This is a genomic window from Bradyrhizobium sp. (genome assembly GCF_004799445.1).
GTDB lineage: Bacteria > Pseudomonadota > Alphaproteobacteria > Rhizobiales > Xanthobacteraceae > Bradyrhizobium.
Window position 1 is genome coordinate 23,672 of record NZ_SSNA01000179.1, and the last position, 13,170, is coordinate 36,841.

Here is a 13,170-nt window from a genome sequence, read left to right on the forward strand (position 1 = left end):
ACGAAGTTACCGCTTCGTTACCGGCTTTTTCCACAGATTGCCCTGAGCTAGATATGGCTGGCCGCGAGCAGAGAGCACTTGGCTTTGCTGGCATTGACGTTGACGAAGCCGACATGCATGCGGGCAAAGGTCTTCCGGCTCTTCATATTCACGGCGTCGTGAATCAACCGCGTGCGGTCGGTCAAATGACTGCCGTCCGGGCGGGTGAAGGCACAGGAGATTTCAATATTCTTGACCGCGTAATCATTGGCATTGCGCAGCGTCATGGTGACGAAGGCGTTCGACCCCAACCCGCCCCTGCGCCAGGATTGCGATGAAATCTTCAGCCCGTCGACCGGTGCCGGTTGTTCCGGCGTGATCGCCTCGGCGGTCGCTGGATCGAAGGAAAGGTGGTCTTTCGCCAGACCAACCGTGACAGGCGACGCCTGGGTTGCGGCGGCGGTCGCCAGCTGCAGCGGCTTGCCGCCTGCTGGTTTGCTGGCGTAGCTGAACAGCAGCCACGTCCCAATTCCGACGATCACCACAATCGGCAGCCAGCCGATGCCTACCCTGAAATGGCTTGCGGTCATCCTCTCAGGCTCGCTCGAAAAACGGCCGCTGGCGAGGCTCACGAGGCCTGTCGATTCGATGTGGTAAAATCCTTCCCGCATTTGTCGTGCCCTGCTGCGGCGACGAACCGGACGTATTGCACCGCACAACAAAAGAGCCGCGCGGGCGTTACACCGCACGGCTCCAATTACGACTGCCGATTGCGCGGTTCCGCCGACGGAGGCTCAATCCGTGAAACCGAAAATAGTTGCATCAAAACGCGACAAAAATCGGACGCAAGCCGGGATTGGCGGCCCGTCAGCAGCCCCAAGGGGATAGCCATGCCCGAACCGGGCCGCTAAAACTAACCGCTGCGACACGTCGCAATCATTCCATCGCCGCGACAGCCAACGCCAAATCAGCCAATGGGAGACCCTTGATGCCGGCAGTGACCTGGGACCACGTCCATCTGCGCAGTCCCGATCCGGAGGCAACGGCGGCCTGGCTTGAGAACATTCTCGGCGGCGAGATCGTCCGCGGCCCCGGGCGTATCGACGTCAAGCTCGGCGGAGCCATGGTATTCATCGCGCCGGTCACGGCAGGCGATGGCGTCAACACGCCGCCGGTGACCCCCTATCAGGGGCTCGATCATTTTGGGCTGACGGTGAAAGACATCGACGCGGTGGCCGCCGAGATCAAGGCCAAGGGCGTTGAGTTCACCAAAGAGCCGGTCACCATTCGGCCCGGCGTGCGTATCTGCTTCATTCGCGGGCCGCAGGGCATCTCGATCGAACTCCTGGAGCGCGACAAGAAGTATGCGTAAGCTGGCGGTGGTCAACCTGACGCGTTGACGCTGCACGCCCCGCTTTGGCATAACAAGTGACGCCGCGCTAGCGGGCGTCCTGATCGGCCACATCATGAAGAACGGTTTGTACTCGATCCACGTCAGCCTGCAGGACGGGCGGTCCGGCAAGGGCAGCGGCGTGGTCTTGTTCCGGGACGGCAAGATCCTCGGCGGCGATGCCTTTCTGTTCTATACGGGCAGCTATACCGTGAAGGGCGACACCTTCAAGGGCGAGGTTCTGGTCCAGCGTCACACCTCCAGTCCCGACGCCAATCCACTGTTCGGCGGACCCAGCCCGGTCGGCATCGGCGTTTCCGGCACCTTCACCGACACCGCGGCGGTGATGAATGGCACGGCGCTTGTCGGCAAGGCCAGCCAGATCTTCAAGGCCACCTTGCGCAAGCTCGCCGAGAGCGATTAAGGCGTTTTCAGGCGAAGGCGGACGCCGTGCCCGACTTGCTACTCCGCCGCCTGCTCCAGCGGCGCAACGCGCGGCAGGATGATCTGGATTCGCGTGCCGCGGCCCGGTTCGGAATCAAGCTCGAGCCGGCCGCCCAGACGATCGGTCACGATGCTGTAGACGATGTGCAGGCCGAGCCCGGTGCCGCCCTGGTCGCGCCGCGTCGTGAAGAACGGGTCGAACGCACGGCGGCGGACGTCGAGACTCATGCCGCAACCATCATCGGAAAAAAGGATTTCGACATTGTCCTTGCCGGACTCCCGCACCTTGATATCGACCGAGCCCGGTCTGCCATCCGGAAAGGCATGCGCCACCGCATTGAGGAACAGGTTGGTGAGAACCTGTCCGTAGGGCCCGGGATAGGAGTTCATCGCGAGGTTGGGCTGGCAGTCGACGGTCAGCGTCAAATGGTGCTTTCGCAAGCCAGGCCGCAGGCTCATGACCACCTGCTCGGTCAAATCGCCGAGGTCGAAGGTCCGCTGATCCGAGTAATTGCGGTCGGCGGCGACCTGCTTGAACGAGGCGATCAGTTCGGCCGCTCGATTGAGATTGGCCACCAGTTGCGATGAAGCGTCGCGGCTGGTTTCGAGAAAATCATTGAGGCTCGATCGCCTGAGATCGCCGCGCGCGACTTCGGCGGCGAACAACGCGGTCTTGCGCTCCAGCGACGATGCAACCGTCAGGCTGATGCCGACGGGATTATTGACTTCGTGGGCGACACCCGCCACCAGCCGCCCAAGAGCGGCGAGCTTCTCCGCCTCGATCAGCGAGTTCTGGGTTTCCCGCAAATTGCGCAACGCGGCTTCGGCGGCATCCTTCGCCTTGCGCATCTCCTGTTCGCCACGCTTGCGCTCGCCGATGTCGAGCGCAACGGTGACGATGCTCTCGACCTCGCCATCGGCGTCGAGCAGCGGAAGCTTGTTCACCAGCCAGTGCCGCAGGTTGCCGGAAGAATCGAGATACTCTTCCTCATAGAATCCGAGCTCCTTGCCCCCCGCCAGCACCCGCCGGTCGTTTTCGTCGGTCTTCCGCGCGCCATAGCGCGACATCAGGTCGGTCGTGGTGTGGCCGATCGCGTCAATGGGGTCGACACCAAAAATGCCGGCCATGTAGCGATTCATTAGGACATAGCGGAGCTGTTTATCCTTGACGTTGATGACGGCTGGAACGGTGTCGATCACCAGTTGCAGCAGCCGCCGGCCCTCGGCAAGCGCCTCCTCGGCGCGCCTCTGGTCCGTGATGTCGCGCACCGTGCCTTCGTAGCGAATGACCTCGCCGCTTTCGTCGCGCACCGCCGTGGCGCTGTCTGACAGCCAGAGGATCGTACCCCCGCGCTGGCGCACCTGGTACTCGAACTCGCGCACCATGCCGTCGCGCTGCATCAGCAACCGGTATTGCTCGCGCGCCTCGGGGTGAACGTAGACCGTCTGCGCGATATCGCCGACGCCATCGATAAGGTGCTCCGGCGATTGGTATCCCATCATCCGCGCCAGCGCCGGATTGGCGTTGAGAAGCGCGCCGGCCGGCGTTGTCACGTAGATTCCGTCGACGGAGCCTTCGAACAGCTTGCGATAGCTTTCCTCGGCCAGCCGCTGCTCGGCCAAGGCGTGGATGGCCGCCTCGCGCGCCGCATCGGCATCGACCAGCGAGCGGCGAAACACCTCGGCGGCGCGTGCGATGTCACCGATTTCGTTTTTCACGCCGGTCGCGGGAATCGAAGCATTTTTCTCCCCGGCGGCGAGCGCGCGAATGGCTCCGGCGATCTCCCTCAGCGGACGGACGGTCCTGCTCACCACGAACAGCGCGGCGGCCAGCCCGATCAGCACGCCCGCGATCCCGAGGATGATGCTTTGCCATTTATCGTGGGCAAGCGTCTTGGCGAAATCGCTGGCCAGCACGCGTCCCCTGCTGGCCCCGAGGTCGCGCAACAAATCGGTGACGCGGCTGATCATCTGTCCCTCGGTGCCCAACACTTCCTTGTCGAGCTGGGCAATCTGGCCTTCGGTTCCCGAGATCGAAATGATCGCATCGGCATAGGCATCGGTCGCCGCTCGAAGCGCCGGATCGTCGATCGAAAGCGCCCGCATGTTGTGCGCGGACTGCTCGGCGGAGGCCGGGTCGTGCGCCAGCAAGGCCTCGGCAATCTTATTTTGGGCCCGGAACAGGCTTCTCGCAGTGGCCCGGTCGGGCACTTCGGAGATTGCCCGCTCGAACCGGCCGCGGATTGGCGGCAATGCTGCGATCAGGTCCGCGCGACGCGCGATCAATGCGGTGACGCGCTCCATTCCATTGCGGTAGTTGGCGAGCCGCTGGGTGACGCCGTCGATCATCTCCTGTTGTTCGGGGGCAAGCTGCAGCCGTGTTTTCTTCAGCAATGCGCTCAATGACGAAGCCGCCTCCCAGGCCTGACTGGAAGGCGCCGCCGGATCGGTCACGAAATCGCGCGCCGCCAGCCGAAGCTCGTTGGTGCGGCGGTCGATTTCCTCCGCCACATCGCCCAGACTTTGAAGGTGTTGCAACTCGGCAAAGGTCGCATCGATATGACGGATGGAGACGACGCTGGCGACGCTTGTCATCACGATCATCGCCAGCAGCAGCATGAAGCTGCCAAAGGTCAGCTGGCCGATCGAAAGCGAGAACGACCGTATCCGTTGGACGAGTGCAGCGAAGACCATAGGTATCGGGACCGGCTCGGGGCAGTAGAGGCAATTATAGAACGGAATTCACCCCAGGGGGAACTTGCCCCTGCGCCAGCGGGGCTGGCCGGCCCGTGCCGCCACGCATGGCCAGGGGCCGGCAGCAGGCGCAAACGGCCCGTCTGGAGCTCAATCCGCGGGGATACCAGCGTCCTTGACGACCTTCGCCCAGAGCGTGATGTCGGATTTGATGATATCGGCGAACTGACCCAGGGGCGCGCTTTTCACCGCACATCCGGCAAGGTCGAGCTTCTCGCGCACCTCCGCTGTGGCAAGCGCAGCTTCCAGCGCCCGGCTGATGCGATCGACAATCGGCTGCGGCGTTCCGGCCGGCACCACGATCCCGAACCACGGCGTCACTTGCGCCTCGGCGTAGCCCTGCTCTGCCATGGTCGGCACGTCGGGGAAATATTTCGAGCGGCCGTCGTTGATCGTGGCGATGATCCTGATGGCGCCGGTTTGCATCTGCGCCATCGCCTGGTTGGCGGAAAGGAAGGTCGAATTGACCAGCCCGCTGGCGATATCCGCCACCATTTGCGGATAGCCGCGATAGCCGACAGGGGTAACCTCGATCCCGGCCAACCGCTTGAACAGTTCGAAGCCGAGATGCCCTGTCGACCCCTTGCCGGGATGGCTGTAGTTCAGCGCGCCGGGCTTTGCCCTGGCCAGGGCAACATACTCCGCCACATTCTTCACCGGCAGCGACGTGGAAACGATGAAGAAATTCGGAGCCTGGCAGATCTGCCCGATCGGGATGAAGTCGCGCACCGGGTCCCAGCGCAAGGTGATGTTGAGCGAGGGGCTGGTGGTGAAGAATGTCGTTACCAACAGCCACGTATATCCGTCGGGCACCGCGCGCGCGACGTCTTCGGCCGCAATCGAGCCGTTGGCGCCGGACCTGGATTCCAGAATGATCGACCCGTTCCATTGCGCCGCCATGTTCTGGACGACGATACGCCCGAACACGTCGGCCACGCTTCCGGCCGAATAGGGAATGACCACGCGCACCGGACGATTGGGGAAACTCTCCTGCGCCCGTCCCGCAGCCGTGAGCGCAAGCGCGATCAGCCACGCCCCCATCATCGCGCCAAGGCGTCGAATCCTCACGGTGCGTGCCCTGCCCTGATCGTTGTTGCGGCGCTTCGAAAGCGCAATTTGCCGGCAGGATGCCGGCAATCGCAGCGGGCGGCAAGGGCGCTCTCAGCCTCGCAATGAGGCGTCGATTGCGATCGGTCTCCGCGCCGGTATCGTCATCGCGGCCACCCCAAGGACCACGCAGCCGAGACCGATCCAGGCGGTCGGAGAAAGGCTCTCGCCGAGCAGCAACACACTGAGCGCGACGCCGATCGGCACCCGCAAGTAAGCCTGGGCCGTGGTGCCCACCGAACCCAGCGTCTGAATCAGCCGGAAATAGATCACGAAGGCAAACGCCGTCGAGAATACTGCAAGCCCGAGCAGCGCCAGCATCGAATTGGCGGATGGCGCCAGTGTCCAGGGCCGTTCCACCGCGATGCTGACCGGCAGAAGGATTGCCGCGCCGCAGAGCAGCGAGCCCGCCGCCGGCGCCATCGGATCGAGCCCTTTGAACCCACGGCTGAAGACGGCGGCCCCGGCATAACAGATCGTCGCCACCACAATGGCGATCTGCGCAGTGAGCTGCTCGCCCAGGCCGCCGAACGCCTGGACGCCGATGATCAGGCAAATGCCGGCCATCCCGGCGGCAACGCCGAACAATTTTCGAAAGCTCGGGGCCTCCTGGTGGGCGATTGCGAGGGTCAGGAAAAACGTGAAGATCGGCGAAGTCGAATTGAGAATGGCCGCGAGCCCGGCGTCGACAGAACGTTCGGCCCAGGCGATCAACGTCCACGGGATCACGCTGTTAAGGACGGCCTGAAACAGGAAACGGCTCCAGGTCGCGGCATCCGCTGGAAGCCGCAAGCCCCGGCAATGCATGATGAACAGCAATAAGGCGCTCGCGATCAATGTCCGCCCGGCGATCAGCGTGATCGGAGGGATCGTTGCAACGCCGAGCTTGATGAAGGTGTAGGAGCCGCCCCACAACGTCGCCAGCAGGAGCAACAGCGACAATTCGATGACGATCGTGGGGTTTCGCGAATGTGCTTGTTCCATGGTGCCCCGCTCTCGATATCTGTCGAGACGAAACACTACATCGCGAAGGCATTGCCATATTTCGTTGTACGTCGAATTGTGAAATCAATTCTGCAAACCAGCATCACGCCGCGCCGACTTCAAACACTTCGCCGTCGTAGCCGGCCTCCGCCGGGATGCGCAGCTGCCGGCCGCCGTTCAGCCTGGTCATCACCGGCATCACGGTGACGATCGGCTTGCCCCTGCTGTCATCGAGCGCCGCTTTGACATTAGGCTGCTTGCCGAGCTTGATCAGGTTGCGCGTGGTCGGAAACGGCAGCTTGAACCGCCCGCTGTCGCCGCCCGCCAGCGCCTCGCGCGGCGACAACCAGATCGAATCGGTGGATTCCCTGCCGTCATGCGCGCCGGCCTGCGCGGGCGGGGCCGCGGCCAGGAAGAACCAGGTGTCGAACCGCTTCGGCATGCCCTCCGGCGTGATCCAGTGCGCATAGGGCACCAGTTCGTCGAGCGCCAGCAGCAACTCATTGTCGGCAAGGATCCCGGCAAACGTGGTCCTGCCCTCGCACAGCGCCGTACGGTGCGCCGCCTCGATCTCACCGGCCTGCTTCGCATCAACCGGGATGTTCGACCCGCGCGACCGGGCCAGCAGGATACCGCTCTCCTCGAACGTTTCGCGGATCGCGGCGATCCGGAAACTTAACGCCGCGGCGTCGAGCCCCGCTTCACCAGAGTAAAGCTCGGCCTGGCCTGCGATCTGCTGATCGCCTTTGTCCACGCTGCCGCCGGGAAACACCAGCGCGCCGGAGCTGAAGTCGATCTCATAATGGCGCACCATCATGAAGACTTCGATTTCGCCGCGGCTCCTGCCGTTCGCGCCGTTGCGCAGCAGCAAAATGGTGGACGCCGGACGCGGCGTGACGGTTTCGGCGGGCATGAACCAGTTCCCAGATATTGTGACGAGCCCTGTTTCTCGTCATTGCGAGGAGCAAAGCGACGAAGCAATCCATAGCGGACAATGGGGGCCCATGGATTGCTTCGCTTCGCTCGCAATGACGGTTTCGAACCGGGCCCGTCGCTAAGGATAAAGAAGCGTCAGCCGGCGGCGCTGGATTGCGGCTGCAGGTTCGCGCGCTTGTCGACCCGCGCCACGCGCGACAGCAGGTAATCCACTTCGGCCTTCGCGGTGGCAGTGATGTTCGAGCCCGGCTTGCGCTGGGCGCTGGAGGCGATCACGCCGCGCTTTTGCAGCACGTATTTTCGCACCGCCAGTCCCGCACCGAGCTGCTGCTCGTAGCGGATCAGCGGCAGATGCGCGTCGAACAAATCGTGCGCGGCATCGCGGCGGCCTTCCTTCGATAATCGCACCACATCGATCAGCAATTCCGGAAAGGCGTAGCCGGTCATCGCGCCGTCGGCGCCACGCTCCATTTCGAAATCCAGAAACAAGCCGCCATTGCCGGTCAGGATCGACAGCGGCCGCAGCGAGCCATCCTTCTGGAAGCCGCGAAGCGTCGAAATCTTCTCGAGCCCCGGCCAATCCTCGTGCTTGAGCATCACGCAGGACGGATTGTCCATCACGATCTTGCGGATCACCGCCGGCGTGAACACCACCGACAAGGTCAGCGGATAGTCCTGCAACACCCAGGGGACATCGCTGCCGATCGCTTCCACCGCCTGCTTGAAATAGCCGACGATCTGATCGTCGGTACGCAGGCTCGGCGGCGGCGCGATCATCACGCCGGCGGCGCCCGCATCCATCGAGGCGCGCGCCAGCGAGCGCATGGCGGCAAACCCCGGCGCCGAAACGCCGACGATGACCTGCAAATTTTTGGCGCGCTTCACAAAGCGCCTGGCGACTTCCTCCGACTCGGAGCCCTCAAGCTTCGGCGCCTCGCCGAGAATGCCGAGCACGGTGACGCCATCGCAGCCGACCTCGGTGTAGAAGTCGGCCAGCCGGTCGATGGATTTCTCGTCGATGCGGCCATCGTCATGGAATGGCGTCGGCGCGATCGCGAAGGTGCCTGCGGCCTTGTTGGTGAGTTTTGTCATGGTGCCTCTTCTTACCTAAGTTACCCCGTCATTCCGGGATGCGCCAACGAACTCGGGTTTACCCGAGTTCGGCAATATCATTGTCCAAGTCGGCAACAGCCGACTTGGATGCGCAGGCCCGGAATCCATACTCACGATCGTGGTTATGGATTCCGGGCTCGCTCGTTTCACTCGCGCCCCGGAATGACATTCAGTCTAGAATCTCCGCGCGCCCATCTTGATCTCTTCCTCGGAGAAGAAAATCTCGTTGGCATGTTCAACCACATCGCTGGCCTTCCAGCCCGTATGCGGCGGTTTCCAGCCCGGCTTTTCCATCATCCGCATCTCGCGCACGCCGCGCGGGCCGGAAACGCCGAGCACCTTGCCGGTCTGGTCCCCGGAGAGGTCGCTGACCATGTATAGCACGGCCGGCGCGATGCCATCAGGCCCAAGCGCCATGCCCGGATTTTCGATATAGCGCGGCAAATCCGATGTCATCCGGGTCAGCGCGCCCGGCGCCAGGGTCCAGACCCGGATGTTGTATTTGCGGCCCTCGATCGCCAGCACATTGGACAGGCCCCAAATCCCGCCTTTGGCGGCGCCGTAATTGCTCTGTCCGAAATTGCCGATCAGGCCCGAGGTCGAGGCGGTGTTGACGATGACGCCGCCGCCATTCTCGCGCATCCACCTGAACACGGGTTGGGTGCAGCAGAAGGTGCCCTTCAGATGCACCTTCAACACCTTGTCCCAGGCCGCTTCGGTTGCCTTGGCAAAAGTCTGGTCGAGCAGGATACCGGCATTGTTGACGAGAATATCGGCGCGGCCGAAATGTTTGATGGCGTCGTCGAACACCGACTGGCCGCCGGCCATGGTCGAAATGTCGGCGCCGTTGGCGACCGCGCGGCCGCCCTCCGCCTTGATCGCGTCGACCACCTTCTGCGCCATCGAGACGTCGGCGCCTGAGCCGTCACGGGGCCCGCCGAGATCGTTGACCACGACCGCCGCGCCCTCGCGCGCGAACAATTTGGCGTAGGCCTCGCCGAGACCGCCGCCCGCGCCGGTGATCAGCGCCACCTTGCCGTCGAGTAGACCCATGTGTTTGCTCCCTCTATCGCCGTGCCTTCTCACCTCGCCCCGCTTGCGGGGAGAGGTCGAAATTCAAGCTGCGCTTGAATTTCGGGTGAGGGGGACTCTCCGCGAGCGAATTCGTGGAGAGTCCCCCTCACCCCAACCCTCTCCCCGCAAGCGGGGCGAGGGAGCACATTGTCCTCGCCTCTCTACCCCAGCACCGTCTTGCCGCTCTTGATCACCGCAACGTTGCGCGCCTTCACCCGGGCCTCGAATGAAATCACGTTGCCGTCCTTCCACAGATCCAGCGTCACGGTTTCGCCCGGATAGACCGGCGAAGAGAACCGCGCGGCGTGCTGCCTGAAGGCGGAGGGATCGTAATCCGCATAGGTCTGCAGGATGCCGCGGCAGGTGATGCCGTAGGTGCACATGCCGTGCAGGATCGGCCGCGGGAAGCCGGCTCGGCCGGCGAATTCGGGATCGGAGTGCAGCGGGTTGCGGTCGCCGCAGAGGCGATAAATCAGGGCCTGGTCCGGCCGCGTCGAAATATCGATGGATTTGTCGGGACTCCGGGTCGGCACCTTGTGCGGTTCGGGCTGGCCCTCGGAGGGTCCGCCGAAACCGCCATCGCCGCGCGCAAAGCGCGACGCCACCAGCGTCGCCAGTTCCTCGCCCTTTTCGTTCTTCAGCACGGTCTGGTGCCGGATCACCGCGCCCTTGTCCTGGCCCTTGTCGAACACGGCGAGCACGCGTGAATCGACGATAAGCTTTTCCGCCACCAGCAGCGGCCGGTGGAAGGTGATGTCGCGTTCGCCGTCAACCACCATCACCCGGTTGAGATTCATCTCGCCGGGCCCGGCGCCCCATGCCGCGACCGACGCAAAAGTCGGGACCACCTTCAACGGGCGCGCCGTGGCGGTGGCCTCGTTGACGAACGCCAGTTCCTTTTCATTCAAGGGATCCCCGCCCATGCCGATGCCGTAGGCATACAGCATCACCTCGCGATCGCTGTAGGCGTATTTCTGGCCGAGATTCTTCAGCGCCATCAGCTCATCGTAGTTGATCGGCATTTTGCGATCTTCTCCCGCACTTCTTCCAGTCTCACCACAACAACCTAACTGTCACCCCCGCGAAAGCGGGGGTCCAGTAATCATCGGCGTCTACTGGATCCCCGCCTGCGCGGGGATGACCACCATTTGCGCTGTACGCGTGGCGCTCAACTCATTATACCGGCGTAAAGAACGGCAGCGGCGCGCCATCGGTGGTCTTGAACACCACCTTGACCTTCTGGCCAACCTTGAGTTTTGCCATGTCGCAGTCGACGAAATTGGTCAGCAGCGACGGGCCTTCCTTCAGCGTGACATAACCGATCGCGTAAGGTCCGCTGGCGGATTTGCGCATCAGGCTGAAGGCGTAGATCTCGCCCTCGCCCGAGCTTTCTTCCCACACCGTCTTGTCGGAGAAACAGAACGGGCAGATCGAGCGCGGAAAATAATGTGGCTCGCCGCAGGCGAGGCAGCGCTTGATCAGCAGCTTGCCGTCGACGGTCTTTTGCCAGAAATGGGTCGTCTCCGGATTTTCTTGCGGCGTCGGGTATTTCACGGCGCTGTCCATCACACACGCTCCAGAATGCAGGTTGAGGCGGCGTGACGAACACCCAGAAGTCCGCCGGTGCCGTGGGCGATGGCAAGGTCGCAGTTCGGAACCTGGACCTTGGGATGGGCCTGCCCGCGCAACTGCCGCACCGCTTCGATGATCTTTGTCATGCCGCCGCGGTTGACGGGATGATTGCTGCACAGACCACCGCCATCGGTGTTGAACGGCAGCTTGCCGACGCCGGAAATCAGATTGCCGTCGGCGACGAACTTGCCCCCCTCGCCTTTCTTGCAAAAGCCGAGGTCCTCGAGCTGCATCAACACCGTGATGGTGAAGCTGTCGTAGATCGAGGCATATTTGATATCTTTCGGCGTCACGCCGGCTTCCTCGAACGCGCGCGGACCGGACCAGACGCCGGCGGAATAGGTCAGATTAAGATCCTTGCCGCCGCGCGGTCCCTTGAGCGCCTCGCCATGCCCGATCATGCGCACCAGCGGCTTCTTTAGGCTGCGCGCGATCGCCTCCGTGGTCACGATCAGCGCGCCGCCGCCATCGGTGACGACGCAGCAATCCATCCGGTGCAGCGGATCGGAAATCATCGGCGAGTTGAGCACGTCCTCGACCGTGACGACGTCCTTGAGCATCGCGTGCGGATTGTATTGCGCGTGATGGGACGCCGCGACCTTGATCCAGGCCAGTTGCTCGCTGGTGGTGCCGAACTCATGCATGTGGCGCATGGCGCACATGCCGTAAACGTTGTGCGTGGTGGCGCCGTAAGCGGCCTCGAAATCGACCTCGGCGCCGCTCGCCCGCGGCGGCATGGCGCCGGTGCGCGGCTTGCCGGCGAGCGAGATCAGCGCGATCGAACATTTACCGGCCGCGATCGCCTCGGCGGCGTGGCCGAGGTGAACCAGATAGGAGCAGCCGCCGGTATCGGTGGAATCGAAATGACGGACCCTGAGGCCGAGATAATCGGCCATCGCCATCACCCCGCCGGGCGCGTCGCCGGCGCAGAAATAGCCGTCGATATCGGCTTTCGTCAGGCCCGCGTCTTCCAGCGCACCTTTGGCGACTTCGGCGTGAAGCTGGGCGGTGGATTTATCCGGGGCGTGCCGGGTCGGATGCTCAAAGATCCCGGCGATATAGGCCTTGCCCTTGATACTCAAATCGCTCTCCGCTGGCGTTTCTTGTTCCCGGGCGGTTTTCTCGCCTTTCGGCGTTGCCTTGGCAAGCGGTGAAATAGTCCGCCGGGCGAGACGGTAGCGATCAACCCAGCTCCACGGTCGTCCCCGCGAAAGCGGGGACCTGGGCGTGAGCGCAATTGCGCTCATCGGGACGCCGCGGCTTCTCTTTGGGCTTCGTGGCTGACGCCATCGATAACGACCGGCACCGGTGGCTATGGGTCCCTGCGTTCGCAGGGACGACGCACAGCTGTGACGGCCAATCGCAGGCACGCCTTCGCATTCTCGCGGCGCGGAGTCCGCCCGAGTTGTTGCGTAATTCACCCCCGAAAAACGAGGGCGCAGGGAATGCCGGACGCTCGGCGCGTCCGCAGCCGCGTGTGCAGTGGTAGAAAGCACACGCGTTAGTCACCACGGTCACGCCGGAAACGTCCGGCATTCCCCGCGCAATGGTTTTAACGGTTTCCTTCGTGCTCTCCCCGGCGACCGGGCTTTGTTGCCACCGTCGCCCCTGAGAAGCTTGCTTCTCAAGAACTTGACACCAGCGTCGGGGTGTCAGGACCACACGACTTCGCCGTCCGCAAGCACACGCTCTCGTCAGTAGCGTGGTTCGCGTCCACCGCATCCCGCCCCAACGTTCGTGACGATGGCCAACGCCCC

The 13,170-nt window shown here is 63.3% G+C and carries 12 protein-coding genes; 2 read left to right on the forward strand and 10 right to left on the reverse strand.

Annotated elements, in window-relative coordinates; translation table 11 throughout:
* Positions 1-47: 47 nt before the first annotated feature.
* A complete protein-coding gene (locus tag E8A46_RS23295) occupies positions 48-611 on the reverse strand; it encodes a hypothetical protein (RefSeq protein ID WP_291566282.1) in 564 nt (187 codons plus the stop codon).
* Between the two features lie 356 nt (positions 612-967).
* Between E8A46_RS23295 and E8A46_RS23300 the strand changes: the two genes are divergently transcribed.
* Together E8A46_RS23300 and E8A46_RS23305 are read left to right on the forward strand one after the other, a co-directional pair.
* Positions 968-1,351 (forward strand): VOC family protein, encoded by a 384-nt coding sequence (locus tag E8A46_RS23300; protein ID WP_291566284.1) that lies wholly within the window; start codon positions 968-970, stop codon positions 1,349-1,351.
* A 94-nt stretch (positions 1,352-1,445) separates the two neighbouring features.
* Positions 1,446-1,793 (forward strand): GrlR family regulatory protein, encoded by a 348-nt coding sequence (locus E8A46_RS23305; protein ID WP_291566286.1) that lies wholly within the window; start codon positions 1,446-1,448, stop codon positions 1,791-1,793.
* 38 nt (positions 1,794-1,831) lie between these two features.
* Here the strand turns inward: E8A46_RS23305 and E8A46_RS23310 are convergent, their stop codons facing one another.
* From E8A46_RS23310 to E8A46_RS23350, 9 genes are all read right to left on the reverse strand, one after another.
* A complete protein-coding gene (locus E8A46_RS23310) occupies positions 1,832-4,507 on the reverse strand; it encodes a PAS domain S-box protein (RefSeq protein WP_291566288.1) in 2,676 nt (891 codons plus the stop codon).
* 150 nt (positions 4,508-4,657) lie between these two features.
* Entirely contained in the window at positions 4,658-5,635 is a 978-nt protein-coding gene (locus E8A46_RS23315) for a tripartite tricarboxylate transporter substrate-binding protein (RefSeq protein WP_291566289.1), read from the reverse strand.
* A gap of 93 nt (positions 5,636-5,728) precedes the next feature.
* Positions 5,729-6,658, reverse strand: a complete 930-nt coding sequence (locus E8A46_RS23320; protein ID WP_291566291.1) for an EamA family transporter — start codon at positions 6,656-6,658, stop codon at positions 5,729-5,731.
* 103 nt (positions 6,659-6,761) lie between these two features.
* Positions 6,762-7,571, reverse strand: coding sequence for an NUDIX hydrolase (locus E8A46_RS23325; RefSeq protein ID WP_291566293.1), 810 nt, complete (start codon positions 7,569-7,571; stop codon positions 6,762-6,764).
* Between the two features lie 158 nt (positions 7,572-7,729).
* Positions 7,730-8,686, reverse strand: a complete 957-nt coding sequence (locus E8A46_RS23330; protein WP_291566295.1) for a dihydrodipicolinate synthase family protein — start codon at positions 8,684-8,686, stop codon at positions 7,730-7,732.
* A 195-nt stretch (positions 8,687-8,881) separates the two neighbouring features.
* A complete protein-coding gene (locus E8A46_RS23335; RefSeq protein ID WP_291566296.1) occupies positions 8,882-9,760 on the reverse strand; it encodes an SDR family oxidoreductase in 879 nt (292 codons plus the stop codon).
* Positions 9,761-9,942: 182 nt separating this feature from the next.
* Entirely contained in the window at positions 9,943-10,803 is an 861-nt protein-coding gene (locus E8A46_RS23340; RefSeq protein ID WP_291566298.1) for a MaoC family dehydratase, read from the reverse strand.
* Between the two features lie 154 nt (positions 10,804-10,957).
* Positions 10,958-11,347, reverse strand: coding sequence for an OB-fold domain-containing protein (locus E8A46_RS23345; RefSeq protein ID WP_291566300.1), 390 nt, complete (start codon positions 11,345-11,347; stop codon positions 10,958-10,960).
* Positions 11,347-12,495, reverse strand: a complete 1,149-nt coding sequence (locus E8A46_RS23350; RefSeq protein WP_291566302.1) for a thiolase domain-containing protein — start codon at positions 12,493-12,495, stop codon at positions 11,347-11,349. The genes E8A46_RS23345 and E8A46_RS23350 overlap by 1 nt, the downstream gene beginning before the upstream one ends.
* Positions 12,496-13,170: the final 675 nt, after the last annotated feature.

Coding starts and splice junctions, on each gene's coding strand:
- E8A46_RS23330 (WP_291566295.1), bottom strand. CDS start 8,686: ATGACAAAACTCACCAACAAGGCCGCAGGCACCTTCGCGATCGCGCCG.
- E8A46_RS23335 (WP_291566296.1), bottom strand. CDS start 9,760: ATGGGTCTACTCGACGGCAAGGTGGCGCTGATCACCGGCGCGGGCGGC.
- E8A46_RS23310 (WP_291566288.1), bottom strand. CDS start 4,507: ATGGTCTTCGCTGCACTCGTCCAACGGATACGGTCGTTCTCGCTTTCG.
- E8A46_RS23345 (WP_291566300.1), bottom strand. CDS start 11,347: ATGGACAGCGCCGTGAAATACCCGACGCCGCAAGAAAATCCGGAGACG.
- E8A46_RS23300 (WP_291566284.1), top strand. CDS start 968: ATGCCGGCAGTGACCTGGGACCACGTCCATCTGCGCAGTCCCGATCCG.
- E8A46_RS23340 (WP_291566298.1), bottom strand. CDS start 10,803: ATGCCGATCAACTACGATGAGCTGATGGCGCTGAAGAATCTCGGCCAG.
- E8A46_RS23325 (WP_291566293.1), bottom strand. CDS start 7,571: ATGCCCGCCGAAACCGTCACGCCGCGTCCGGCGTCCACCATTTTGCTG.
- E8A46_RS23320 (WP_291566291.1), bottom strand. CDS start 6,658: ATGGAACAAGCACATTCGCGAAACCCCACGATCGTCATCGAATTGTCG.
- E8A46_RS23305 (WP_291566286.1), top strand. CDS start 1,446: ATGAAGAACGGTTTGTACTCGATCCACGTCAGCCTGCAGGACGGGCGG.